Origin of the sequence: Paraburkholderia sp., from assembly GCF_024281035.1 — a bacterium.
Classification (GTDB): Bacteria; Pseudomonadota; Gammaproteobacteria; order Burkholderiales; family Burkholderiaceae; genus Paraburkholderia.
Genome location: NZ_JAMXLH010000030.1, coordinates 56,835 through 81,902, shown reverse-complemented (window position 1 = coordinate 81,902; position 25,068 = coordinate 56,835). Strand labels below are relative to the sequence as shown.

Annotated in this window: 19 protein-coding genes; 15 read left to right on the top strand and 4 right to left on the bottom strand. The window is 66.5% G+C overall.

The window, feature by feature from the left end:
* Positions 1-644 precede the first annotated feature (644 nt).
* The 11 genes from Q0L30_RS11155 to Q0L30_RS11105 all read left to right on the top strand — a co-directional run bounded on the left by Q0L30_RS11155 (position 645) and on the right by Q0L30_RS11105 (position 13,316).
* Positions 645-1,415 (top strand): ferredoxin--NADP reductase, encoded by a 771-nt coding sequence (locus Q0L30_RS11155; protein WP_293040621.1) that lies wholly within the window; start codon positions 645-647, stop codon positions 1,413-1,415.
* A 520-nt stretch (positions 1,416-1,935) separates the two neighbouring features.
* Positions 1,936-2,823, top strand: a complete 888-nt coding sequence (locus tag Q0L30_RS11150; protein WP_296654901.1) for a histidine kinase — start codon at positions 1,936-1,938, stop codon at positions 2,821-2,823.
* A complete protein-coding gene (gene rqpR / locus Q0L30_RS11145) occupies positions 2,820-3,476 on the top strand; it encodes a response regulator transcription factor RqpR (protein WP_296654898.1) in 657 nt (218 codons plus the stop codon). Before Q0L30_RS11150 ends, rqpR begins: the two co-directional genes overlap by 4 nt.
* Before the next feature lie 337 nt (positions 3,477-3,813).
* On the top strand, positions 3,814-5,238 hold the full coding sequence (locus Q0L30_RS11140) for an amino acid permease (protein WP_296654896.1): 1,425 nt from the start codon (positions 3,814-3,816) through the stop codon (positions 5,236-5,238).
* Between the two features lie 493 nt (positions 5,239-5,731).
* Positions 5,732-6,229 (top strand): (2Fe-2S)-binding protein, encoded by a 498-nt coding sequence (locus Q0L30_RS11135; RefSeq protein WP_296654894.1) that lies wholly within the window; start codon positions 5,732-5,734, stop codon positions 6,227-6,229.
* A gap of 13 nt (positions 6,230-6,242) precedes the next feature.
* Entirely contained in the window at positions 6,243-8,651 is a 2,409-nt protein-coding gene (locus Q0L30_RS11130) for a xanthine dehydrogenase family protein molybdopterin-binding subunit (RefSeq protein ID WP_296654892.1), read from the top strand.
* 13 nt (positions 8,652-8,664) lie between these two features.
* Positions 8,665-9,462, top strand: a complete 798-nt coding sequence (locus Q0L30_RS11125) for a xanthine dehydrogenase family protein subunit M (RefSeq protein ID WP_296654890.1) — start codon at positions 8,665-8,667, stop codon at positions 9,460-9,462.
* 108 nt (positions 9,463-9,570) lie between these two features.
* Entirely contained in the window at positions 9,571-10,458 is an 888-nt protein-coding gene (locus tag Q0L30_RS11120; RefSeq protein ID WP_296654888.1) for a MoxR family ATPase, read from the top strand.
* Positions 10,459-10,462: 4 nt separating this feature from the next.
* Positions 10,463-11,734 (top strand): VWA domain-containing protein, encoded by a 1,272-nt coding sequence (locus tag Q0L30_RS11115; protein WP_296654887.1) that lies wholly within the window; start codon positions 10,463-10,465, stop codon positions 11,732-11,734.
* A complete protein-coding gene (locus Q0L30_RS11110; protein ID WP_296654886.1) occupies positions 11,725-12,321 on the top strand; it encodes a CoxG family protein in 597 nt (198 codons plus the stop codon). Before Q0L30_RS11115 ends, Q0L30_RS11110 begins: the two co-directional genes overlap by 10 nt.
* Positions 12,294-13,316, top strand: coding sequence for an XdhC family protein (locus tag Q0L30_RS11105; protein ID WP_296654884.1), 1,023 nt, complete (start codon positions 12,294-12,296; stop codon positions 13,314-13,316). Before Q0L30_RS11110 ends, Q0L30_RS11105 begins: the two co-directional genes overlap by 28 nt.
* 113 nt (positions 13,317-13,429) lie before the next feature.
* Here Q0L30_RS11105 and Q0L30_RS11100 read toward each other — a convergent pair whose 3' ends face one another.
* From Q0L30_RS11100 to Q0L30_RS11085, 4 genes are all read right to left on the bottom strand, one after another.
* Positions 13,430-13,558, bottom strand: coding sequence for an oxalate:formate antiporter (locus Q0L30_RS11100; protein WP_296654881.1), 129 nt, complete (start codon positions 13,556-13,558; stop codon positions 13,430-13,432).
* Positions 13,559-13,571: 13 nt separating this feature from the next.
* The gene (locus Q0L30_RS11095; RefSeq protein WP_296654879.1) at positions 13,572-14,972 is read right to left on the bottom strand and encodes an OFA family MFS transporter; all 1,401 of its coding nucleotides are present in this window, start codon (positions 14,970-14,972) and stop codon (positions 13,572-13,574) included.
* Between the two features lie 445 nt (positions 14,973-15,417).
* Positions 15,418-16,470: a serine/threonine protein kinase gene (locus Q0L30_RS11090; RefSeq protein WP_296654876.1), complete on the bottom strand. Its 1,053-nt coding sequence runs from the start codon at positions 16,468-16,470 to the stop codon at positions 15,418-15,420.
* Between the two features lie 141 nt (positions 16,471-16,611).
* On the bottom strand, positions 16,612-16,824 hold the full coding sequence (locus tag Q0L30_RS11085) for a hypothetical protein (protein ID WP_293033520.1): 213 nt from the start codon (positions 16,822-16,824) through the stop codon (positions 16,612-16,614).
* Positions 16,825-17,353: 529 nt separating this feature from the next.
* On the opposite strand from Q0L30_RS11085, the gene Q0L30_RS11080 reads away from it, so the two are divergent.
* The 4 genes from Q0L30_RS11080 (at position 17,354) to Q0L30_RS11065 (ending at position 24,790) form a co-directional block, all read left to right on the top strand.
* On the top strand, positions 17,354-20,536 hold the full coding sequence (locus Q0L30_RS11080) for an efflux RND transporter permease subunit (protein WP_296654869.1): 3,183 nt from the start codon (positions 17,354-17,356) through the stop codon (positions 20,534-20,536).
* Positions 20,537-20,569: 33 nt separating this feature from the next.
* Positions 20,570-21,901 (top strand): efflux RND transporter periplasmic adaptor subunit, encoded by a 1,332-nt coding sequence (locus Q0L30_RS11075; protein ID WP_296654867.1) that lies wholly within the window; start codon positions 20,570-20,572, stop codon positions 21,899-21,901.
* Positions 21,898-23,457, top strand: a complete 1,560-nt coding sequence (locus Q0L30_RS11070; RefSeq protein ID WP_296654866.1) for an efflux transporter outer membrane subunit — start codon at positions 21,898-21,900, stop codon at positions 23,455-23,457. Before Q0L30_RS11075 ends, Q0L30_RS11070 begins: the two co-directional genes overlap by 4 nt.
* 82 nt (positions 23,458-23,539) lie before the next feature.
* A complete protein-coding gene (locus tag Q0L30_RS11065; RefSeq protein WP_296654864.1) occupies positions 23,540-24,790 on the top strand; it encodes an MFS transporter in 1,251 nt (416 codons plus the stop codon).
* Positions 24,791-25,068: the final 278 nt, after the last annotated feature.

Genomic DNA, 25,068 nt, shown 5'->3' with positions numbered 1-25,068 from the left:
CCCGTTCCGCTCTCCGGCGCTCCAACTGCGGCCCGACTGAGCCCCAACTGCGGGCCAATTTCGACCCAACTGCGGCCCAACTGCGGGCCAACTGCGGGCCAACTCCAACCCGACTGCGACCGGAAGCCGCACCGTACCTGTTCTGGCTGAAGGGCCAATATGCTGCGGTCTGACAGGGCTTCCGGTATCATCTTGCCGAACATTCGCTTGCGTGCGCTCTTTGCGAGACACCCCACCCGGGCCATCCCGACCGGGCGCGCGCCCGTGGCGGCACACAGCCTGCTCCCGCGCGCTCCGGCCCAATAACCGGCCGATGCGCCGCCACCATGTCCATGCCTGCCTTGCCCGTTACGTTCGCGTGCGGGCGCCGGCATCCCGCCGCGCACAACGTGGATCAGCCGTCGGAGTGACCTCCGGCGTTGTGACATGAGGCGCGGGCCATTCCTCCCACCAGCGCATCGCCGTCGAGACGATGCGGTCACGGTAAAATGGCGGTTTGCGCTTCGTTCGCAACAGGGTTGACCGGCTAGCGCCGGCATCGTCGCGCCGCGCCGCCGTAAGCGATCGGCAGCCCGCGAGTTGGCCAGGGATTGACCAAGAACTGGCCGGGGTCTGACGGCCCTTGTTTCGCATCTTCAGGAACCATGAGCAAAATCACCACCGAAACCGTTCTGAGCGTCCACCACTGGACCGATACGCTTTTCAGCTTCACCTGCACGCGCGACCCCGCCCTGCGTTTCGAGAACGGCCAGTTCACCATGGTCGGCCTCGAAGTGGACGGCAAGCCGCTGATGCGCGCCTACTCGATGGCGAGCGCCAACTACGAAGAGCATCTGGAATTCCTGAGCATCAAGGTGCAGGACGGCCCGCTCACGTCGCGTCTCCAGCATCTGAAGGTCGGCGACAAGGTGCTGATCGGCAAGAAGCCCACCGGCACGCTGATGGCCGACAACCTGCTGCCGGGCAAGGTGCTGTGGCTGCTCTCGACGGGCACGGGCCTCGCGCCGTTCATGTCGGTCATCAAGGATCCGGACGTCTATGACCGCTACGAAAAGGTCGTCCTCACGCACACCTGCCGTTTCGTCGACGAACTCGCGTACAAGGAGTTCATCAGCGAAGAACTGCGCAACCACGAGTACCTCGGCGACATCGTCCGCGAAAAGCTGATCTACTTCCCGACCGTCACGCGCGAAACCTTCGCCAACCGCGGCCGCATCACCGACCTCATCGAGTCGAAGAAGCTGTTCGAAGACCTCGATCTGCCGTCGTTTACCCCCGAACGCGACCGCATCATGCTCTGCGGCAGCCCGCACATGCTGCGCGACACGCGCGAGCTGCTCGAGGGGCTCGGCTTCAAGGAAGGCAGCAACAACGAGCCGGGCCACTACGTGATCGAAAAGGCATTCGTCGGCTAAGCCGCGCGCCTGATTGACCCGCTGCCCGGCAGCAACGAAAACCGGAGCCCCGCGCTCCGGTTTTTTTTCGCCCGCGTTTTGGCCACGCTTCGTCGGCGCTTCTTCCCCGCTTCTTCCCCGCTTCTTCCCCGCTTATTCCCCGTTTCGCCCGCGCGCCTTCAACAGCCTTTCACCCCTCCTCCACGCAGCATTCCTACAACAGCGCCTCAGTGACGCAGTTACAAATGTCACAAAATGTCGTTACCTTCCATGTCAGCATTTTTCTGACATTGGAATTGTGACAAAACCTCACTTAATTTCTCAACTATTGGCCGCTGAGCCACATCCAGACTGCTGCTTTCTTTTTTTTTGCGATACCATCGCGGCGCGGCATCGGCATTCTCTGGCCCCAAAAAGGGTTAGACCAGACCGTTACAGGATGTAAATATCGTTACGCTGCGCCGTACCGTTTTCTGGCACCGGGACATTGACCACCCTGGCTGCAGACGGTGTGACGGGCCGGTTTCGGAACGGGGGATAAATGGACACGTCGAAGATCGTTGCGGTCGCTACGTGCGCTCAGGGCGAGGAGGCGCCACGCCGCGTTGCCGTGCGCACGCGCGGAGCGCATGGCGCCGACGCGCCCAGCCGGGTCGCCCGCGTGCGGCGCCCGATCGTCGCCACGGCCACCATGGCAACCGCTGCCCCCATCACGACGGCTCAAGCGGCCCGCATCGACGCCGACGAAACCGCGCGCCGGCGTCTCGCACGCGAGCTGCACGATAGCGTCGGCGCGGAACTCGCCGCCACGCACTTCGCCCTTGCCAACGTCAACGCCTCGCTGCCCGCCGACGCGCCGCCGCAGTACGCCGAAGCGCTCGCGCTCGTCGCGCGCTCGTTGAACGCGGCGGCCGAAGCGGTGCGCCACGTGCTCGACGGACTCAGCGCGCCACAGCTCGACGCGGGCCTCGTTGCGGCGCTCGACGAATGGACGCGCGGCTTCGGCGCACGAACCGGTCTTGCCATAACTTTCGTCTGCGAGGCCGATGAACGCGTCGCGCGCCTCTGCCCCGACGCGACACTCGCCGTCTTCCGCGTGGCGCAGGAAGCGCTCGCCAACGTCGCGCGCCACGCCTGCGCGGCGCGCGTCGATATGCGGCTCGAATGCACGGCGGGCCATCTCACGCTCACCATCGCCGACGACGGCATCGGCCTGCCGCGCGGCGCAAGCCGCACGGGCGCGCGTCGCAACCGCTACGGCGTCGCCGGCATGCGCGAGCGTTGCGCCGCCTTCGGCGGCACGCTGCGCGCCGGCACGCGCGGCACGCACGCCGGAACGGTCGTGCGCGCGCGCTTCGCCTGGGACGCGCTCTTTGCCGCCTCGGCCTCCCCTCTCTCCACGCTCGCCGTGAGAGGCGCTCATTCATGACCCATCGCATCCTGCTCGTCGATGACCACGCCATCGTCCGTCAGGGCGTGCGTCAGTTACTCCTGGACCGCGGCGTCGCGAGCGAAGTCATCGAAGCCCAGACGGGCGCCGAAGCACTCGCGGCCATGGGCAAGCACATGTGCGACGTGGTGCTGCTCGACATCTCGCTGCCCGACATGAATGGCGTCGAGGTGCTCCGGCGCGCCAAGCGCAAGGCGCCGCGCCTGCCGGTGCTGATGTTCTCGATGTATCGCGAAGATCAATATGCGGTACGCGCGCTGAAGGCGGGCGCGGCGGGTTATCTCTCGAAAACGGTGGATGCCGCGCAGATGATCACGGCCATCCAGCAGGTCGCGGCCGGGCGCAAATACGTGAGCCCGGCGATGGCGGAGGCGCTCGCCGACTACGTGCTCGTCGAAGAAGAGCAGTTGCCGCACGAAAAGCTCTCGGACCGCGAATACCAGACGCTGTGCATGCTCGCCACGGGCCAGCGTCTCACCGATATCGCGCGCGTGCTCTCGCTCTCCGTGAAGACGGTGAGCGTCTACCGCACGCGTCTGCTCGAAAAGATGAAGCTCACCAACAACGCCGAACTGACGTTCTACGTGATGAGCAACCGGCTCGTCGATCTCGCTCCCGCACCAGGCAACTAAAGCAACCAGGGCAACCAGGGCAACCAGGCTTCGGGCGGAGCGCAAGGGCATTCATTGCGGGTGGCGGGTGCGACACTAAGAGGCGGGCTTCACGCCATAACCCCGCAATCGGGAAATGGATCGCGCCGATCCCCGCCGCACGGGCAAGGATCGCGCGCCGTCACGCCCGTTTGCGGCAAAAAAGCACGCACCCAGATCGACTTCCCAATCGGTTCTGGCCAGGGCGGCGGGCGATATCCGTTAAAATCGAAGGTTTTCCCGATTTATACGGCGCGCGGCCACTGAGCATTCCGAACTAGCCCCGTCACCCGCGCACGAACCTGGAGTTCCCCGCCAAATGTCCCTCTTTCGCAAGAAGAACGTCGAGCACATGTTGCAGGCGAGCGCCGAAAGCGCCGGCCTCAAGAAAGCACTCGGCGCCCTGGACCTCACGTTTCTCGGCATCGGCGCAATCATCGGCACCGGCATTTTCGTGCTGACCGGCACCGGCGCCGTGCAAGCCGGCCCGGCGCTGATGATCGCGTTCCTCATTGCCGCCGTGGCCTGCTGCTTCGCCGCGCTCGCCTATGCCGAATTCGCCTCGACCATTCCCGTCGCGGGCTCGATCTACACCTACTCGTATGCCACGCTCGGCGAGCTGGCCGCGTGGGTGATCGGCTGGGACCTGATGCTCGAATACGGGCTCGCCACCTCGGCGGTGTCGGTGGGCTGGTCGGGTTATCTGCAGTCGCTGCTCGCGGGCTTCGGCATCAGCCTGCCCGCCGCGATCTCGGCCGCGCCGGGCGCGGTGCCGGGCGTCACCACGTATTTCAACCTGCCCGCGTTCCTCGTGATGATGGCGATCACGGCGCTCCTCTCCTTCGGCGTGCGCGAATCCACCCGCATCAACAACATCATGGTCGCCATCAAGGTGACGGTCGTGCTGCTCGTGATCGCGGTCGGCGCGTTCCACGTCACGCCCGCCAACTGGCATCCGTTCATGCCCAACGGCTGGAACGGCGTGTTCGGCGCGGCAGCCGTGATGTTCTTCGCGTTCATCGGCTTCGATTCGGTGTCGTCCGCTGCGGAAGAAGTGAAAAATCCGAAGCGCGACCTGCCGATCGGCATCATCGCGTCGCTTGCGGTGTGCGCGGTGCTCTACGTCGCCGTCGCCGCCGTGGTCACCGGCATCGTGCCGTCCGCGCAGTTCGCGAACATCGCGCACCCGGTTTCGTTCGCGCTCCAGATGGCGAACGAGAAGTGGGTGGCGGGCTTCATCGACCTCGGCGCCGTGCTCGGCATGCTGACCGTGATCCTCGTGATGAGCTACGGCCAGACCCGCATCATCTTCGCGATGTCGCGTGACGGCCTGCTGCCCGCCGCGCTCTCGCGCCTGCATCCGCGCTTCGCGACGCCGTTCCTCACGACCTGGCTCGTCGGCCTGTTCTTCGGCCTGATCGGCGCGCTCGTGCCGCTCAACGTGCTCGCCGAACTGATCAACATCGGCACGCTCGCGGCGTTCTCGATGGTGTCGATCGCCGTGCTCATCCTGCGCAAGACGCACCCGCATCTGCCGCGCGCGTTCCGCTGCCCCGGCGTGCCGGTCGTGCCGATCCTCGCGGTCGCCTCGTGCCTGTTCCTGATGGTGAACCTTCAACCGGTCACCTGGATCGCGTTCGTCGTCTGGCTCGTGATCGGCATGTTTATTTATTTCGGCTACTCGCGCCGCCATTCGCGCCTCGCGCACGCGCCGCACGACGTGCAGCCGCACGACGTGCACTAAAAAGCCGCGCTTCCAAGGCCGCTTCCACGCCCGCTTCAGCGCTCGCGAAACAACGCGCTGAACGCGCCGGGCAGGCGGGCGCACGAAGCGCGCACAAGACACGCTGCGTCGCACAAACGGCCCGTCCCATCAGTTGGGACGGGCCGTTTTTTATCTGCTCCGACCGTAAAAACCCCGTGCAGCGCAAACGGGCGATTTGTGCTTTACTGTCCGGGCAACACCCCCTGGCATCACTGAAAAGCTAAGCACCAGCCGGACCCTCGCCCCCCACTCCATCCGGGCTGCGCGCCTCGCGCGGCAGCCGTGCGTTTCACGCGCGACGGATGGCAGTCCAGCAGACGGCAATTCGGGGCAACTTGGTGTATGCGGGCCCAGGCCGGTCTCTTTCCCATAACGTTGCATGGGACCAGTGCAAGACGTATCGCCGGAACAAGCACCGGAATGTGTGCATGCTCCGGTCGGCATGCGTGCCCTGGTCGACAGGAGACAGTCTATGGCGATCAGTATCCGCCTCACGGTCAACGGCGAGCCCGTGACCGCCGAAGTCGAACCTCACACGCTTCTGGTCCAGTTCCTGCGCGAGCAGCTACGCCTCACGGGCACGCACGTTGGCTGCGACACCGCGCAGTGCGGCGCCTGCACCGTCCATCTGAACGGCCGCGCGATCAAGTCGTGCAACCGGCTCGCCGTGCAGTGCGACGGAATGGACGTCACCACCATCGAAGGGCTGGCGAAGAACGGCGAACTGCATCCGATGCAGGCCGCGTTCCGCGAATGCCACGGCCTGCAATGCGGCTTCTGCACGCCCGGCATGGTCATGAGCGCGACCGCGCTGGCGGCGGCTCACCCGGATCTCACCGAGGCCGACGTGCGCGCGAATCTCGAAGGCAACCTGTGCCGCTGCACGGGTTATCACAACATCGTGAAGGCCGTGGTCGCGGGCGCAGCAGACATGCGCGCGGGCGCACCGGCCGCCACGACGGCAGCTTGACCGGGAGGCCGCCATGAACGCACCCGAACCCAAGCGCATGATCGGCGCGGCGGTAAAACGCAAGGAAGACTATCGCTTCCTCACCGGCGCCGGCCAGTACACCGACGACGTCGTCCTCCCCGCGCAGACCTGGGCCGTGTTCGTGCGCTCGCCGTACGCGCACGCACGCATCAAAAGCATCGATACCGCTGCGGCGAAAGCCTCGCCCGGCGTCGTCGCCGTCTTCACCGGCGCCGACATTGCCGCCGAAAACGTGGGCGGCCTGCCGTGCGGCTGGCTGATCCACAGCATCGACGGCACGCCGATGCACGAGCCGCCGCATCCCGTGATCGCACACAGGAAGGCGTGCCACGTGGGCGACCAGGTGGCGCTCGTCATCGCCGAATCGCTGAAAGAGGCGAAAGACGCCGCCGAACGCGTCGAAGTCGATTACGAGGAATTGCCCGCCGTCGCCGATACGGCGCACGCCGCCGACGCGGGCCAGCCGCTCGTTCACGACGATGCGCCGAACAACACCTGCTACACGTGGGGCCACGGCGACAAGGCCGCGACCGACGCCGCCTTCGCCCAGGCCGCGCACGTCACGACGCTCGACATCGTGAACAACCGGCTCGTGCCGAACGCGATCGAGCCGCGCGCCGTGAACGCGAGCTACTCGCTGCACGACGATAGCTACACGGTCTACGTCGCGAACCAGAACCCGCACGTCGAGCGCCTGCTGATGGCCGCATTCGTGCTTTCGCTGCCCGAAACGAAGCTGCGCATCGTAGCTCCCGACGTGGGCGGCGGCTTCGGCTCGAAGATCTTCCTGTACGCGGAAGACGTGGCGCTCACGTGGGCCTCGAAGAAGATTCGCCGCCCGGTGAAGTGGACGGCCGAGCGCAGCGAGTCGTTCGTCTCCGACGCGCATGGCCGCGACCACGTGACGAAAGCCGAACTCGCGATGGACAAGGACGGCACCTTCCTCGCGATGCGCGTGCACACGATTGCGAACATGGGCGCGTATCTCTCGACGTTCGCCTCCGCCGTGCCGACGATCCTCTACGCCACGCTGCTCGCGGGCCAGTACAAGACGCCCGCGATCTACGCCGAGGTGAAGGCCGTGTTCACGAACACGGTGCCCGTCGATGCCTATCGCGGCGCGGGCCGCCCCGAGGCGACCTACGTCGTCGAGCGGCTCGTGGAAACCGCGGCGCGCGAGATGAATATCGACCCGGCCGAAATCCGCCGCCGCAACTTCATCACGTCGTTTCCGTACGCGACGCCGGTGGGCCTCACCTACGACATCGGCGACTACGAGGCGTGCCTGTCGCGCGCGCTCGAACTCGCCGACGTGAAAGGCTTTGCCGCGCGCCGCGACGCCTCGAAGGCGCGCGGCATGCTGCGCGGCCTCGGGCACTCGTGCTACATCGAGGCGTGCGGCCTCGCGCCGTCGAACATCGCGGGCGCGCTCGGCGCGCGCGCGGGGCTCTTCGAAGCGGGTGAAGTGCGCGTGAACCCGACCGGCTCGGTCACGGTATTCACGGGCTCGCACAGTCACGGCCAGGGCCACGAGACGACCTTCGCGCAGGTGGTGTCCGACCGCCTCGGCGTGCCCATCGAGCAGATCGAGATCGTGCACGGCGACACGGGCCGCGTGCCGTTCGGCATGGGCACGTACGGCTCGCGCTCGATTGCCGTGGGCGGCACGGCGATCATGAAGGCGCTCGACAAGATCGAGTCGAAGGCGAAGAAGATCGCGGCGCATCTGCTCGAAGCGGGCGTGGAGGACATCGAGTTCGCCAACGGCGTGTTCCGCGTCGCGGGCACCGACCGCACCAAAGCCTTCGCCGAAATCGCGCTCGCGGCCTATGTGCCGCACAACTATCCGCTCGAAACGCTCGAACCGGGCCTCGACGAAAGCGCGTTCTACGACCCGACTAACTTCACCTACCCGGCGGGCGCGTACGTGTGCGAAGTGGAAATCGATCCCGATACGGGCGAGACACGCGTCGAGCGCTTCACCGCCGTCGACGACTTCGGCAACGTCATCAATCCGATGATCGTCGAGGGGCAGGTGCACGGCGGGATCGGCCAGGGCATCGGCCAGGCGTTGCTCGAACGCTGCGTCTACGACGCCGAAAGCGGCCAGTTGCTCTCCGGCTCGTACATGGATTACGCGATGCCGCGCGCCTCGGACCTGCCCAGCTTCACTGTCGAGACCGCGAAGGGCACACCATGCACGCACAATCCGCTCGGCGTGAAGGGCTGCGGCGAGGCGGGCGCAATCGGCTCGCCGCCCGCGGTCATCAACGCGATCCTCGACGCGCTCGCGCCGCTCGGTGTGAAGGACCTGCAGATGCCGGCCTCGCCGCATCGCGTGTGGTCCGCGATTCAGGCGGCCGGGGCATCCAACCGGTCCAACCCGTCGTCACATCCTTGAGCGGAGGCGAACCATGTATTCATTCGATTACCAGCGCGCCACCGACGCCCAAAGCGCCGTGAAAACGCTCGCGAACGCACCGGACGCGAAATTTCTCGCGGGCGGCCAGAGCCTGCTCGCAGCGATGAAGCTGCGGCTCGCACAGCCTTCGACGCTCGTGGACGTCACGCGCATTCCCGACCTCCAGACAGTCATGGTGGACAGCAAAATCGTGAAGTTGGGCGCCGCCGTGTGCCATGCGGACGTCGCCGAAAACGCGCAGATCCAGAACGTGCTGCCGGCGCTCGCACAGCTCGCCGCGCAGATCGGCGACCGCCAGGTACGTGCGCTCGGCACGCTGGGCGGCTCGCTCGCCAACAACGATCCGGCTGCCGACTATCCCGCCGCCGTGCTCGCGCTGAACGCGACGGTCGTCACCGACCGGCGAACCATCGCGGCCGACGCGTTCTTCCTCGGCATGTACGAGACCGCGCTCGCACCCGACGAGCTGATCGTGGCGGTCGAGTTTCCGGTGCCCGAGCGCGCGGCCTACGAGAAGTTCGCGAACCCGGCGTCGCGCTTTGCGCTGACCGGCGTCTTCGTCGCGAAGTTCGCGGACGGCGTGCGCGTGGCGGTGACGGGCGCGGCGGCCTCGGTGTTCCGCTCGGCGCCGCTGGAGCAGGCGCTCACGGCGAGCTTCACGCCCGCCGCCGCGCGTGCGGTGACGATTGCCGCCGACGACCTCAACACCGACCTGCACGCCAGCGCCGCGTATCGCGCGCACCTGATTCCGGTGCTCGCGGCGCGTGCGGTGACGCGGGCGAACGGTTAGGTCCGCCGCCGGGCGCTCGCTCGCGCGTCCGTTTTCCGGGCGCGCGAGCGAGTGCGCCGGCGCTTTTGCGTTCGCTTTTGTGTTCGCGTTTGCGTATTCAGGCACGCCATGCAACCGGCCTCGATCGACGACACCCTCGCACAACTCCAATCGCGCGGCTATTTCGCGAGCCGCGAACTCGCGACCGCGCTCTTTCTTGCACTGCGCATGCAGCGGCCGCTCTTTCTCGAAGGCGAGCCCGGCGTCGGCAAGACCGAACTCGCGAAAGCCGCCGCCGCGATGCTCGGCACCGCGCTCCTGCGGCTGCAATGCTACGAAGGGCTCGACACCGCGAGCGCGCTCTACGAATGGGATTACCCGCGCCAGATCATGGCGCTGCGCCTTGCCGAAGCAGCCGGAGAGAAGCCGGGCGGCGACACGCTCTATCGCGACGAATTCCTGCTCAAGCGCCCTTTGCTGCAGGCGTTGCAGCCCGATCCGCAGAATCCTTCCGCGCGCCGCGTGCTCCTGATCGACGAAATCGACCGCGCCGACGAACCGTTCGAAGCGTTCCTGCTGGAGCTTCTTTCGGATTTCCAGGTATCCATCCCCGAGTACGGCACGGTGCGCGCCGACGAACCGCCGCTCGTCGTCATCACCTCGAACCGCACGCGCGAAGTGCACGATGCGCTCAAGCGCCGCTGTCTCTATCAGTGGCTCGGCTACCCTGGCCGCGAACGCGAACTCGCAATCGTGGCGGCGCGCGCGCCCGAAAGCTCGGCGGCGTTGCAGCGCCGCGCCGTGGCCTTCGTGCACCAGCTTCGCACGATGGATCTCTTCAAGGCGCCGGGCATCGCCGAAACCATCGACTGGTGCCGCGCGCTCGCCGCGCTCGCGGTGACCGAACTCGATCCGCAATCGGTGCAGGACACGCTCGGCGTGCTGCTCAAGTATCAGGACGATCTTGCCCAGCTCGACACGCAGCGTATCGCCGACACGCTCGCGCTCGCGGAGTGAGCCGATGAACGCCGCGCCGCCGTCCGTCGCCGCAACAACGGAAACAGCAGAAGCACCGCCGATGCTCGCGCGCAATGTCGTGCATTTCATCCGTGTGCTGCGCGGCGCGGGATTGCCGATGTCGCCCGCGCAGGCCGTCGACGCGCTCGATGCACTGTGCCTCGTCGATCTCGCCCGCCGCGACGACGTAGGCGCGGCGCTGGCCGCGCTGCTCACCTCGGCGCCCGACGAACGCGACATCTTCTACGCCGCATTCGATCTCTTCTGGCGCGATCCCGACTGGGAAGGCAAACTGCGCGCACTGCTGCTGCCGAAGGTGCAAGGCGGCTTGCCGCCGCCGCGCCGCAACAACCGGCTCGCCGATGCGCTCGCCGCGCGCGCGGATGTGCAGCGCGGCGCACAGGCGCCTGCGCCGCGCGAAGAGTACGAATTGCGCGCGCATGCAACGTTCAGCGCGGAAGAACGGTTGCGTCACCGCGACTTCGACACGCTCAGCGCCGACGAATGGCGCACGCTGCGCCACCTGATCCGCGCGCGGCGCCTGCCGCTCGCGACCGAGCGCACGCGCAGGCTCAAGGCCGCGTCGCACGGCACCCACGCCGACCTGCGCGCGAGCGCGCGCCACGCGGTGCACGCGGGCGGCGACTGGACCGTGTGGAAATATCGCGCGCCCGTCGAGCGCAAGCCGCCCGTCGTGCTGCTGCTCGACATCTCCGGGTCGATGAGCAGCTACTCGCGCGCTGTGCTCTATTACTGCCACGCGCTGCTGCAATCGCGCGAACGGTTGCAGGTCTTTCTCTTCGGCACGCGCCTCACGCACGCGACGCGCGCACTGCGCGAACGCGATCCCGACATCGCGCTCGCCCAACTGTGCGGGCAGGTCGCGGACTGGTCGGGCGGCACGCGCATCGGCGCGACGCTCGGCGAATTCAACCGCCGCTGGGCACGCCGCATGCTGAGCGGTCGTGCAACCGTGCTGCTCGTCACCGATGGACTCGATCAGGAAGCCACGGCCACGCTCGCAGCCGAAATGGCGCGTCTGCACCGCTTTGCGCACCGCGTCGTGTGGCTCAATCCGCTGCTGCGTTACCGCGGCTTCACACCGAAGGCGCGCGGCGTGCAAGCCATGCTGCCGCATGTGGACGCGCACTACCCCGTCCATAACCTCGAAAGTCTCGAGGCCTTCGGGCACAGCCTGAGCGTGACGCCGCTCGTCGCGCGCGCAAGCCGCGCACCACTGCGCACATCACGACAAGAGGGAGCACGATGGAACTGAACGAAAGCCGCTCGCTGCCAGTGCCGCAACAGCAGGCCTGGGAAGCGCTCAATGACGCAACCGTCCTGAAAGCCTGCATTCCCGGCTGCGAGAGCATCGAGGCCGACGGCGAGCATGCATGGGCCGTCGCACTCACCGCAGCGGTCGGCCCGGTGAAAGCGCGCTTCCGGGGCCGCCTCGCGCTCACCGACATCGACGCGCCCAGCCGCTACACGATCCAGTTCGAAGGCCAGGGCGGCGTGGCGGGTTTCGGCAAGGGCAACGCGCAGGTGCGGCTCGAACCCGCGCCAGACGACACCACGAAGCTCAGCTACACCGCGAGCGCACAAATCGGCGGCAAGCTCGCGCAGATCGGCTCGCGGCTGGTCGACGGCGCAGCACGCAAGATCGCGGAGGAGTTTTTCAGGCGCTTTAACGCGCAACTGGGCGGCCAGGACACCACGGATGAAGAAGCAGAAGTCGACGCCGACGCCGGAACGACGCCAATGCGGACCGATGACGTAACAGACGAAGACTCAGGCGAAGCCTCCGGCGACGACGCGACGAAAGGGAAACGATCATGGACAGCGTGGATATCGAGGTCCTGAAATCCAGCGTGCGCTGGCTCGACGAAGGCCACCGCATCCTGCTGGTGACGGTGGTGAAGACATGGGGCTCGTCGCCGCGCCCTGAAGGGGCCATGCTCGTCGTGCGCGACGACGGGCTGGTCGCGGGCTCCGTGTCGGGCGGCTGCATCGAGGACGATCTGATCGACCGCGTGCGCCGCGACGGCATCGGCATCGACAAGCCCGAGACCGTGAAGTACGGCATCACCGCTGAAGAGGCGCATCGCTTCGGCCTGCCGTGCGGCGGCACGATCCAGCTCGTGCTGGAACCGCTCGCGAAGGCAGGCGGAATTCGCGCGCTGCTCGACGCCGTGGAGCGCGGCGAACTCGTTGCGCGCACACTCGACATGGCGAGCGGCGAGGCCACGCTCGGACCCGCCAGCGCCACCGATGGCGTCTTTTTCGACGGCGCGCGTCTGCTCACGATCCACGGGCCGCGCTATCGCATGCTCGTGATCGGCGCCGGACAGCTTTCGCGCTATCTGTGCCAGATTGCGGTGGGGCTCGATTATCAGGTGACGGTGTGCGATCCGCGCGAGGAATACACCGATACATGGGACGTGCCCGGCACGACGCTCGTGCGCACGATGCCCGACGACACCGTGCTCGACATGAAGCTCGACGAACGGTGCGCCGTGATCGCGCTCACGCACGATCCGAAGCTCGACGATCTCGCACTGATGGAAGCGCTCAAAACCCACGCGTTTTACGTGGGCGCGCTCGGCTCGCGGCGCAATAACGCGGCACGGCGCGAGCGGCTCAAGGAGTTCGATCTGAACGAGACGGAGCTCGCGCGGCTGCATGGGCCGGTCGGGATTTACATCGGCAGCCGCACGCCGCCTGAAATCGCCGTGTCGATCCTCGCCGAAGTAACCGCCGCGAAAAACGGCGTGTCGCTACCGACCCTGCTTCAGGTTGAAGGCGCCAAAGCCGCGCGCGAAATCGCGGCGGGCGCAGGCTCGGATTGCCACGTGTAAAGCGCTCGATCGGCGCGATGCGCTTTATGCGCTTTATGCGCTTTATGCGCTTGACGCACTCGATGCGCTCGATGCACACGAAGCGCCGCGTGTGCATCGAGCCGTGCACACGCCTAACCGAACAGCTTCATCGCCTGCACGAGCGTGTTGGTCACGCCCCAGGCGAGCGGCACCAGCACATACAGCCAGAAGAGCGCCATCAGCGCCTTGTTCGAAGATTTCGTGGCGGCAGTCGTGTTCATCGTTCGGTTCTCCTCATTGGCCCGTGGCGAGCTGCGACTCGTTCATGTGATGGCGCTCGTGCACATGCTTGACGAGCAGGTTGCAGACGAAGCCGATCACCAGCAGCACCGCCATGATGTGCACGGTCATCGTGTACGCATCGGCCTTCGCGACGCCGTTGGCCAACTGGTACGCGCGCAGATAGTTCACGAGCACCGGGCCCGCGACGCCCGCCGCCGCCCACGCGGTCAACAGACGCCCGTGAATGCCGCCGACGAACGCCGTGCCGAACATATCGGCCAGATACGCGGGCACGGTCGAGAAGCCGCCGCCATACATCGAGAGGATCAGGCAGTACGCGAGCACGAACAACACGATGTTGCCGCTTTGCGCGAACTGCGGCACGGCGTAGTAGAGCACCGCGCCGAACACGAAGAAGATGAAGTAGGTGTTCTTGCGGCCGACCCAGTCCGACGCCGAAGCCCACACGAACCGCCCGCCCATGTTGAAGAGCGAGAGCAGCCCGACGAAGCCTGCCGCCGCACCCGCGCTCACGCTGTCCTTGAAGCTCTCCTGGATCATCACCGAAGCCTGGCCCAGGATGCCGATGCCCGCCGTCACGTTGAGAAACAGCACGAGCCAGATCAGGTAGAACTGCGGCGTCTTGAGCGCCTGGTCGATGTGCACGTGCGAACGCGACACGAGCTTGCCGGTGGTCGCGGGCGCGGTCCAACCTGCCGGCTTCCAGCCCGGCGCGGGCACGCGAATCGCGAATGCGCCGATCGACATCGAGATGAAATACGCGATGCCGAGCACGACGAAAGTCTGCGCGACACCCACGTCCGTGCCGCTTGCGAAGTGCTTCATGAGCAGCACGGACAGAGGCGCGGCGATCATCGCACCGCCGCCGAAGCCCATGATGGCGAGGCCCGTCGCCATGCCGCGGCGGTCGGGGAACCAGCGAATCAGCGTCGAAACCGGCGACACGTAACCGAGGCCGAGCCCGATGCCGCCAATCACGCCATAGCCGAGATAGAGCATCCAGATTTCATGCAGCGCGACGCCGAGCGCCGAGACGAGAAAACCGCCGCCGAAGCAACAGGCCGCCGTGAACATCGTGCGGCGCGGACCGACGCGTTCGAGCCACTTGCCCGCGAATGCGGCGGAGAGTCCGAGAAAAACGATGGCGAGCGAAAAGATCCAGCCGAGCGAGGTCAGGCTCCAGTCGCCGGGCACCGATTGCTTGATGCCGATGACCTTCGTGAGCGGCGCATTGAACACCGAGAACGCATAGGCCTCGCCGATGCACAGATGCACGGCTAGCGCGGCGGGCGGAACCATCCACCGCGAAAAACCGGGTGACGCGATGGTCGCTTCCTTCGAAAAGAAAGGGGCGCGCGGGGCCGTGCGCCCCGAATCCGCAACGCTGCTCATTGCTGTCTCCTGGGTTTGGACGTGTGTACGTCGATGGCGCACCTTCGTTGCCTGAACAACGGATTCGCTCAATTTCGGCAACCTTAGAGCGCCGAATACACCTTTGCAATATGAGATGGCAATGCATATGGCGTGCGTTCGGCTTCGAAATGCGCTCGATCCATGCGCACACCGAATGAACAACGCTTGCGCAGTGCGCCGCTGCGGGGCATGCAGGCGCCCGGCGTGCTGCCATGGCGGCACGCCGGAACTGCATTTCTAGAGTGTGGATTCAGTTCGCAGTCCGCCCTGGATCGCGTGACGAACCCAGGTGGAAATCCCAGGCCGCAAATGATGTCTGCAGAGCGAATGATTTGATGCCGATGCGACGCGTTCCAGACGACGGGGAACGCGCACAGAACGCACGGCGAACGCGTACCGAACGCGTACGCCGCGAGTGTGCAACTCACACGGGCCAGAGCGGCCCTTCCTGCATTGCGCCGATCTGCTCGCGCAGTTCGAGGATGCGGTCTTCCCAGTAGCGCTGCGTGTTGAACCACGGAAACGCAGCCGGAAACGCGGGATCGTTCCAGCGCCGCGCGAGCCACGCGCAGTAGTGAATCAGCCGCAGCGTGCGCAGCGCTTCGATCAGATGCAGCTCGCGCGGCTCGAATTCGCAGAAATCCTCGTAGCCCGCGAGCAGATCGCCGAGCGCACGCACCGCATCCGCCCGGTCGCCCGGCAGCAGCAGCCACAGATCCTGGATCGCGGGCGCCATGCGGCTGTCGTCGAAATCGACGTAATGCGGCCCCGCATCCGTCCACAGCAGGTTGCTCGAGTGGCAGTCGCCGTGGGTGCGCAGCGTGCGCACGTCGCCCGCGCGCTCAAACGCGGCTTCGACGCCTTCCAGCGCGAGATCCACTGCCGTTTCCCACGCGTCGCGCACGTCGGCGGGCACGAAACCGTGCTCGATCAGATACGCGCGCGGCTCGTAGCCGAACGTCTGGATGTCGAGCGCGGGACGCGCGCGATACGGCTCCATCGCACCCACCGCATGAATGCGGCCGATGAAGCGGCCGATCCATTCGAGCGTGTCGCTGCGGTCGAGATCGGGCGCGCGCCCGCCGCGCCGCTCGAACACGGCGAAGCGGAAACCGTCGAAGCTGTGCAGCGTGCGGTGCTCGAACGCGAGCGCGGGCACGGCGGGAATCTCGCGCGCGGCGAGTTCGGCGACAAACGCATGCTCTTCGAGAATCGCTTCGTCGGACCAGCGTTCCGGCCGGTAGAACTTCGCGACGAGCGGCGCGCCGTCCTCGACGCCCACCTGATAGACGCGGTTTTCGTAGCTGTTGAGCGCGAGCATGCGGCCATCGGTGCGGCGGCCGGCAGGAATCAGCACGCTGTCGAGCGCGTCGAGCACGCACTCGGGCGTGAGGCGCGCGTAGGGCGCCTCGGGCGAGGCGTCGTCCGGGAAGTCGGACGGCGGGAATGGGGTGTCGTGCGGCGTGTCGTGATTCATACCCGCAATTGTGCCTCTTGCGGGCTACGGGGGCGAGTTATGGGGCAAATCAGGCGGCGGGCGCGGCGCGCCGCCCCGGCCGGGTGCCGGATACGCGAACGCGGCGCGTGGCGTTCCGTGCGCGCCGCGCCGCCGCGTAACTCAATGGATGAGCGAGCCGACCGGACGAACCTGCTCGCCCGTGTCGATCAGATCTTCCAGAAAAAAGGGCTCGGTATTGAGCTGTTTCGATGCGCCAGGCTCGCCGTCGTACCACGTCACCATGGCCATGTCGCCGAGAATGCGCATCACGATGCCACGCGCGCCTTGCGGCACGGCGATATGCACGGAGCGAACGATAGAACCGACTTGCATAGGATTTCCCCGTTATCGATGCCGGCTTCCTTGTGTGAAGCGCCGGTCAGTGAGCTGATCGAAGCCGCGCGCACCAACGGTTGTGCGTGCATCCATACCTGCCTGATACCTTGCTTGAAACCTTGACTGATACCTGCTTCCCGGCGAACCCGCCTTCTTCGCGCACCGTGCGCGAAAAACCCACCGGTTTTTGCATTGTTGCGTGTTTGGGCCTGTACGCAAAGTGAAATATTAGGGGGGTGAACCGGCCGCCGGGCCCGGGTTTGCGTCCGCGCAGTCAATAAAATCAACCGCGCCCACTGCTTACGGAAAGCTGACGGTAACAAACTGTAATCTTTATGACGCCGCCGCATGTGCTCGCGAACCCGGATAAAGTACGCTGACATCCGGCGACTGGCGCTATAGTCGTCACGCACCTGTACGCGCGGGCTCGCTGCCTCGCGCGGTGACCGATACAGAAAATGCCCGCCGCCAGCGGCCAGACCAGCCGGACGCGCGGCACACCACCAGCGAAGGAACCGGCCGTTCCATGTGGATTGTCCGACTGGCGCTCCGGCGCCCGTACACGTTCATCGTGCTCGCGTTGCTGCTGCTGATCGTCGGACCGCTGACGATCCTGCGCACGCCCACGGACATCTTCCCGAATATCGACATCCCGGTGCTCTCGGTGATCTGGACGTACACCGGGCTGCCCGCCGACGAGATGGAAAAGCGCATCGTGCTCAACTACGAGCGCGGGCTTTCGGTGGCCGTCAACGACATCGAACATACGGAGTCCACCTCGCTCAACGGCATCGCGGTCGTGAAGATCTTCTTCCAGCCGCATGCGAACGTGCAGGAAGCGCTCGCCGAAGTCACGTCGCTCTCGCAGGCGCAACTTCGCTCGCTGCCGCCCGGCATCTCGCCGCCGTTCATCCTGCGCTACAACGCCTCGACCGTGCCGATCCTGCGCCTGTCGCTCTCGTCGGCACAACTCACCGAGCAGGAGCTGTACGACTACGGCAACAACTTCCTCAAGACGCAGCTCGCAACCGTGCCCGGCGCCTCCGCGCCGCTGCCCTATGGCGGCAAGCAGCGGCAGATCATGGTCGACATCGACCAGCGCGCGCTGCAGCAGCACAACCTTTCGCCGATGGACGTCGTCAACGCCATCAGCGCGCAAAATCTGATCCTGCCCTCGGGCACCGCGAAGATCGGCTCCACCGAATACTCGGTGCTGATGAACGCGAGTCCCAACTCGCTCGCGGGCCTCAATGACATTCCGGTAAAAACCACGGCGAACGGCACGATCTATATCCGCGATGTCGCGCACGTGCGCGACGGCTTCCAGCCGCAGACCAACATCGTGCGCGTGGACGGCCAGCGCGCGTCGCTGCTCACGATCAACAAGAGCGGCAACACGTCGACGCTCGAAATCGTCGACCGCATCAAGCAGATGATGCCGGCGCTGCTCAATCTCGTGCCCTCGACGCTCCACATCGATCCGGTCGCCGACCAGTCGCTGTTCGTGCGCGCATCGGTCGAGGGCGTGCTGCGCGAGGCACTCGTCGCGGCGGCGCTCACGGCGCTCATGATCCTGCTCTTTCTCGGCAACTGGCGCGCGACGCTCATCATCGCCGTGTCGATTCCGCTGTCGATGCTCACGTCGATCATCGCGCTCGCAGCGCTCGGCGAAACCATCAACATCATGACGCTCGGCGGACTCGCGCTCGCGGTCGGCATTCTCGTTGACGACGCAACGGTCGCGATCGAAAACATCAGCCAGCAGCTCGAACAGGGCAAGACGCTCGAACAGGCGATTCTCGACGGCGCGCACCAGATCGCGATCCCGACGCTCGTCTCCACGCTTTCCATCTGCATCGTGTTCGTGCCGATGTTCCTGCTCACCGGCGTCGCGCATTTCCTGTTCATTCCGCTCGCCGAAGCCGTGGTGTTCGCGATGCTCGCGTCGTACTTCTTCTCGCGCACGCTCGTGCCGACGCTCGCGAAGTACCTGATGCGCCATCATCACAAGCCCGCCGATCTGCATCACATGCGCGGCGCGACGCGCAATCCGTTCATGCGCGTGCATTTCGCGTTCGAGCGCGGCTTCGAAAATCTGCGCGTGCGCTACCGCGACTTTCTCGCGGCGCGCGTCAGGCATCCGGTGGGATTCATCGTCCTGTTTCTCGCGTGTTGCGGCGCTTCGCTGCTGCTGATGCCGTTTCTTGGCCGCGACTTCTTTCCGCGCGTCGATGCGGGCACCATCGCACTGCACGTGCGCGCGAAAACCGGCATGCGCGTCGAAGAAACCGCCGTGATCACCGACCGCATCGACAAACGCATCCGCACGCTGATTCCCGCGGGCGAGCTGCATTCGATCATCGACAACATCGGCCTGCCGGTTTCCGGCATCAATCTTTCGTACAGCAACACGGGCACGATCGGCACCTCGGACGCCGACGTGCTGATTTCGCTGAACCCCGGCCATCATTCGACCGCGGCTTACGTGCGCCTCTTGCGCCGCACGCTCAACGACGAATTCCCCGGCGTGCAGTTCGCGTTCCTGCCCGCCGACATCGTGAGCCAGACGCTGAATTTCGGCATGCCCGCGCCTATCGACGTGCAAATTGTGGGCCGCGACGTCGCGGGCAATCGCGCGTTCGCGGCGAATCTGCTCGCGCGGCTGCGCGGCGTGCCCGGTTTCGTCGATACGCGCATCCAGCAGCCCGGCGACCTGCCGCGCATCTTCATCGACGTCGATCGCACGCGCGCGCAGCAGGCGGGCTACACGCAGCGCGACGTGGCGAGCAATCTGCTCATCACGCTCTCGGGCAGCCAGCAGACCACGCCGACGTTCTGGCTCAATCCGCTGAACGGCGTGAGCTACAGCGTCATCACCGAAGCGCCGCAGTACACGATCGATTCGCTGCAATCGCTCGCGAACATCCCGCTCACGGCGAACGGGCGCAGCAACATCCTCGGCTCGCTCGCGAGCATGCAGCGCGTGTCGGGCAACGCGGTCGTCACGCACTACAACGCGCAGACCACCATCGACATCTTCGGCACGGCCGATGGCCGCGATCTCGGCGCGGTTTCGGACGACGTCAACAGGATCATCCGCGAAGCGAAGGCGCAATTGCCGGCGGGCTCGACCATCGTCGTGCGCGGCCAGGTGCACACGATGAACGATTCGTTTGCCGGATTGTTCGGCGGGCTCGTGTTCGCCATCGTGCTCGTGTATTTGCTGATCGTCGTGAATTTCCAGTCGTGGCTCGATCCGTTCATCATCATCACGGCGCTGCCGGGCGCGCTCGCGGGCATCGTCTGGATCCTGTTCCTCACGCACACCACGCTCTCCATTCCTTCGCTCACGGGAGCGATCATGTGTATCGGCATTGCGACGGCGAACTCGATCCTCGTCGTCAGCTTCGCGCGCGAGCAGTTGCTCGAACACGGCGACGCCGCGCGCGCCGCAGTCGATGCGGGCTTCACGCGCTTTCGCCCGGTGCTGATGACCGCGCTTGCGATGGTGATCGGCATGGTGCCGATGGCCATCGGCCTCGGCGAAGGCGGCGAACAGAATGCGCCGCTCGGCCGTGCGGTGATCGGCGGGCTCGCCGTCGGCACGCTCGCGACGCTGATCTTCGTGCCCGTGGTGTTCTCGCTCGTGTATCGCAAGCTCGGCGAGCACCGCCAGCGCGCGATCGAAGACGTGGTGCCTAAATCATGACGACGCGTTTCTCTCTCCCGACGCGGAGGCGACATGCAGCAGCCGCACGCTGACGCCCCACCGCCGCATAAGCCGCACAAGCCGCACGGCTGGCTCATCGTGATCGCGGCGCTCGTCGTGATCGGGCTCGCCGCGCAGGGCATCTGGTCGCGCTACAACGCGCAGGCGGCGCTCGAACGCGACGCGAAAGCCGCGAGCACGCTCTCCGTGCAGGTGGTGAGCCCGCAGCGCTCGACGCGCACGCTCGATCTCGTGCTGCCCGGCAACGTGCAGGCGTTTCTCGACACGCCGATCTTCGCGCGCACGAACGGCTATCTGCGCAAGTGGTACGTGGATATCGGCGCGCATGTGAAGGCCGGTCAATTGCTCGCCGAAATCGACGCGCCCGAAGTCGACGACCAGTTGCGCGCCGCGCGCGCCGACCTCGCGAACGCCCAGGCGAACTTTGCGCTCGCGAAAACCACGGCTGCGCGCTGGACCGGGATGCTGCAAAACCGCTCCGTGTCGAAGCAGGACGCCGACGAGAAAGTCGCCGACATGCTCGCGAAACAAGGCACGCTCGACGCGGCGCGCTACAACGTCTCACGGCTCACGCAACTGCAGTCGTACCAGAAGGTGCTCGCGCCGTTCGACGGCATCGTGACCGCGCGTAACGTCGATGTCGGCGCGCTGATCGACGCGGGCAGCTCGGGCGGTCAGCAAAAGGAGATGTTCCATCTCGCGCAGGCCGACCGGCTGCGCGTCTATGTGAACGTGCCGCAGGCTTACGTGCAGCAGATCCGTGCGAAAGATGCCGCGTTCCTCACGCTCAACGAAACGCAGGGCAAGCGCTATCCTGGCGTGATCGCGCGCACGGCGGGTGCCGTCGATCCGCAGCAGCGCACGATGCTCGTCGAAGTCGACGTCGACAACCGCAACGGCGAACTGCTGCCGGGCGCCTACGCGCAGGTGCATTTCGCGCTTAACGGCAACGCGGCGCCGCTCACGCTGCCCGGCAACGCGTTCCTGTTCCGCCCGGACGGCGTGAAAGTCGCGACGGTCGATGCGAACAACCGCGTGAAGCTCGTGAAGGTGACGCTCGGCACCGACTTCGGTACGCGCGTCGCGATTGCTTCGGGGCTCGACGGCCACGAGCGCGTGATCGTCAATCCGCAGGATTCAATCGTCGACGCCACGCCGGTGCGGATCGTCGCGCCGCACGCTTCGGCGCAAACGCAACCGCAAACGCAGCAACCGCAGCAAACGCAGCAACCGCAGCAACCGCAGCAACCGCAGCAACCGCAGCAGCCGCAGCAGCCGCAACCTCAGCCGCAAACTCACAGCGGCGAAACTTCCGCGCCCAACAGCGCCGGTTCGCACTCATGACGCGCGCACGCATTGCCTTCCTGCTGAGTGCGGCTGCCGCGCTTGCGGGCTGCACGGTCGGCCCCGACTACGTGCGGCCGACGCTGCCGGTCGCAGCAAACTTCAAGGAGTCCGCCGGAACCGGCTGGAAGCTGGCGCAGCCGGCCGATACCGCGCCGCGCGGCGCATGGTGGGACATCTACGGCGACGCGCAACTGAACGCGCTCGAAAAGCAGGTGGCGAGCGCGAACCAGAACGTCGCCGCGGCACAGGCGCGCTTTCGCGCGGCGCGCGCGAACGTCGCCCAGCAGCGTTCGAGCCTGTTCCCGCTCGTGACGGCGAACGGCGACTACAACCGCACGCGCACGTCGCAAAACATCGAGTTCAAGTCGACGGCCGGCCGTGCGATCAACGACTACCTCGTCGGTGTCGACGCCTCGTGGGAACCCGACGTGTGGGGCCGCGTGGCGCGCAGCGTCGAGGGCGCGAAGGCGGGCGCGCAGGCGAGCGCCGCCGACGCGCAGTCGATCCTGCTCTCGATGCAGGCCGAACTCGCGACCGACTACTTCGAGCTGCGCGGCATCGACCGCGAGCGCCAGTTGCTCGACGACACGATCAAGGCGTACGAGGAATCGCTGGACCTCACGCAGCATCGCTACGACGGCGGCATCGCCACGGATGCCGATGTCGGCCAGGCGCAGACACAACTCGAAACCACCAGGGCGCAGGCCATCGACCTCGGCGTGGAGCGCGCGCAACTCGAGCACGCGATCGCGATTCTCACGGGGCAGTCGCCTTCGACGTTCGCGCTGCCGGTGCTACCCGGTGCGCCGCTCACGGCGCAGCCGGTGGTCGCGCCGCCCGGGGTGCCCTCGGCGCTGCTCGAACGCCGCCCCGATATCGCCTCCGCCGAGCGGCTCGTCGCCGCCGCGAACGCGCAGGTCGGCGTGGCGACGGCGGCGTTCTTCCCGAACCTGATCCTCGCGGTGACGGGCGGACTCGAAGCGACGAACTACAGCCAGTGGCTCGTTGCGCCCGCAAGGTTCTGGTCGCTCGGGCCGCAGCTCGCGGGCACGCTGCTCGACTTCGGCGGACGTGCGGCCGTGCGCGACGAGGCGCGCGCGCAGTACGACGAAAGCGTCGCGCAGTACCGGCAGACGGTGCTCGACGCATTCGGCCAGGTCGAGGACAACCTCGCGACGCTGCGCGTGCTCGAAGAAGAGGCGCTCGCACAGGAGCGTGCAGTGGCCGCGGCGCAGCGCACGCTCGCGATCGTCGCGAACCGCTACCGCAGCGGCGCGATCACGTACCTCGATGTCGTGGTCGCGCAAACGACGTCGCTCACGAACGAGCGCCAGGCGGTGGTGATCGCCCGCCGCCGCATGGCCGCGAGCGTTGCGCTCGTGAAAGCGCTGGGCGGCGGCTGGAGCGCAGCGGAACTGCCGGGCGACGATCAGCTCGTGCACCCCGGCCGGGCGGCGGCTAACGCCACTGGCGCCACTGGAACCACCGGAACCACTGGAACCGTGAGCGCTCCGGCAACTGTCCCCGGCGTGAGCGCCGGACACGGAGGATGAGCCGGTTTCCTTGCGGACTCGGCGACCCGATTCGCACAACCGCGGTATCGTTGCGGCTCTGTCATCCGCAGGAGAGTGTGTCGTGACCGTTTCATCGGGCGCCGATCGCAACACTACGGCGACTTCGCCGTCGAGCCAGACCTGGCTCGAACGCGGCTCGCGCGCCTACTGGCACGCCTGTCTTGCGCTGCTGTTCGCGGGCTACGCGACGTTCTCGCTGCTCTACTGCGTGCAGCCGATATTGCCTGCGTTTTCGCAGGCGTTCGGCGTGAGCCCCGCGCAGAGCAGCCTCTCGCTCTCGCTGACGACCGCCGCCCTCGCAATCGCGATCTTCGTCGCGGGCTTCGTCTCCGAAGGCTGGAGCCGCCGCACGATGATGACCGCGTCGCTCAGCGTGTCGTCGCTGCTCACGCTCGCCACCGCGTTCGTTCCGCACTGGCACCAGCTACTGGTGCTGCGCACGCTTCAGGGACTCGCGCTCGGCGGCGTGCCCGCCGTCGCCATGGCCTGGCTCGCCGAGGAAATGCACCCGGACGGCCTCGGCCTCGCGATGGGCCTCTACGTCGGCGGCACGGCCATCGGCGGCATGGCGGGACGCGTCATCGCGGGCGTGCTCGCCGATCTGTTCGGCTGGCGCGTGGCGGTGGGCGTCATCGGCGTGCTCGGCATCGGCTCGATGCTGGCCTTTCGCACGCTCCTGCCGCCCTCGCGCCGCTTCGTGCCGAAAAAGGGACTCGGCTTCGCCCATCACCGCGCCGCGCTCCTGAGTCACTTCGCACGGCCCGGCCTCGCCGCGCTGTTCGCGATGGGCTTCGTGCTGATGGGCAGTTTCGTCACGCTCTACAACTACATCGGCTACCGGCTCATCGCGCCGCCGTACAACATGAGCCAGTCGGCCATCAGCGTGATCTTCATCGTCTATCTGACCGGCGTGATCGCCTCGCCGTGGTCGGGCCGCATGGCCGACACCTTTGGCCGCGGACGCGTCCTCATCGCCGGTCTCGCGACGATGCTCGCGGGCGTCGTGCTCACGCTGTTCCCGTCACTCGGCATGATCGCCGCGGGCATCTGCTGCCTGACGATCGGCTTCTTCACGGGCCACTCCGTCGCGAGCGGCTGGGTTGGCCGCCTCGCGCGCGAAGCCAAGGGCCAGGCCGCGGCGCTCTATCTGCTCGCGTATTACCTCGGGTCGAGCATCATGGGCTCCCTTGGCGGGCACTTCTGGGTGGTCGGCGGCTGGGGCGGCGTCGCGGCGCTCGTCGCCGCGCTGCTGATTGCCGGGCTTGCGCTCGCCGCCACGCTGCGCGCCAAAGAGCGCGCCGGGACGGCCTGATTCGCCCGCCTGTATCCGCCTGTATCCGCCTGTATCCGCCTGGTTCCACTTGCACGTGCTCGCGCCCTCAATCGTCGGCAATCTGTAATAACCCGGATCTGTGCGCGCGTGCCGCGCCGCACGTGCCGCGCTGCCGCAAAGCGGCACCAGGCGTGGCCCCGCCTCACGTTGGGAGCGTGCGCGCGGCGCGCAAAGCGCACGCCGCGTTTTCGGCCCTCACCTATACTCGGAAAAGGCCGGAAGCCGTCGCGCCATGACAAGTACAACAACAAGCACAA

What these genes read in the sequence shown, in the direction of transcription:
- Q0L30_RS11155 (WP_293040621.1), top strand. Translation starts at nt 645, where the DNA reads ATGAGCAAAATCACCACCGAAACCGTTCTGAGCGTCCACCACTGGACC.
- Q0L30_RS11150 (WP_296654901.1), top strand. Translation starts at nt 1,936, where the DNA reads ATGGACACGTCGAAGATCGTTGCGGTCGCTACGTGCGCTCAGGGCGAG.
- rqpR (WP_296654898.1), top strand. Translation starts at nt 2,820, where the DNA reads ATGACCCATCGCATCCTGCTCGTCGATGACCACGCCATCGTCCGTCAG.
- Q0L30_RS11140 (WP_296654896.1), top strand. Translation starts at nt 3,814, where the DNA reads ATGTCCCTCTTTCGCAAGAAGAACGTCGAGCACATGTTGCAGGCGAGC.
- Q0L30_RS11135 (WP_296654894.1), top strand. Translation starts at nt 5,732, where the DNA reads ATGGCGATCAGTATCCGCCTCACGGTCAACGGCGAGCCCGTGACCGCC.
- Q0L30_RS11130 (WP_296654892.1), top strand. Translation starts at nt 6,243, where the DNA reads ATGAACGCACCCGAACCCAAGCGCATGATCGGCGCGGCGGTAAAACGC.
- Q0L30_RS11125 (WP_296654890.1), top strand. Translation starts at nt 8,665, where the DNA reads ATGTATTCATTCGATTACCAGCGCGCCACCGACGCCCAAAGCGCCGTG.
- Q0L30_RS11120 (WP_296654888.1), top strand. Translation starts at nt 9,571, where the DNA reads ATGCAACCGGCCTCGATCGACGACACCCTCGCACAACTCCAATCGCGC.
- Q0L30_RS11115 (WP_296654887.1), top strand. Translation starts at nt 10,463, where the DNA reads ATGAACGCCGCGCCGCCGTCCGTCGCCGCAACAACGGAAACAGCAGAA.
- Q0L30_RS11110 (WP_296654886.1), top strand. Translation starts at nt 11,725, where the DNA reads ATGGAACTGAACGAAAGCCGCTCGCTGCCAGTGCCGCAACAGCAGGCC.
- Q0L30_RS11105 (WP_296654884.1), top strand. Translation starts at nt 12,294, where the DNA reads ATGGACAGCGTGGATATCGAGGTCCTGAAATCCAGCGTGCGCTGGCTC.
- Q0L30_RS11100 (WP_296654881.1), bottom strand. Translation starts at nt 13,558, where the DNA reads ATGAACACGACTGCCGCCACGAAATCTTCGAACAAGGCGCTGATGGCG.
- Q0L30_RS11095 (WP_296654879.1), bottom strand. Translation starts at nt 14,972, where the DNA reads ATGAGCAGCGTTGCGGATTCGGGGCGCACGGCCCCGCGCGCCCCTTTC.
- Q0L30_RS11090 (WP_296654876.1), bottom strand. Translation starts at nt 16,470, where the DNA reads ATGAATCACGACACGCCGCACGACACCCCATTCCCGCCGTCCGACTTC.
- Q0L30_RS11085 (WP_293033520.1), bottom strand. Translation starts at nt 16,824, where the DNA reads ATGCAAGTCGGTTCTATCGTTCGCTCCGTGCATATCGCCGTGCCGCAA.
- Q0L30_RS11080 (WP_296654869.1), top strand. Translation starts at nt 17,354, where the DNA reads ATGTGGATTGTCCGACTGGCGCTCCGGCGCCCGTACACGTTCATCGTG.
- Q0L30_RS11075 (WP_296654867.1), top strand. Translation starts at nt 20,570, where the DNA reads ATGCAGCAGCCGCACGCTGACGCCCCACCGCCGCATAAGCCGCACAAG.
- Q0L30_RS11070 (WP_296654866.1), top strand. Translation starts at nt 21,898, where the DNA reads ATGACGCGCGCACGCATTGCCTTCCTGCTGAGTGCGGCTGCCGCGCTT.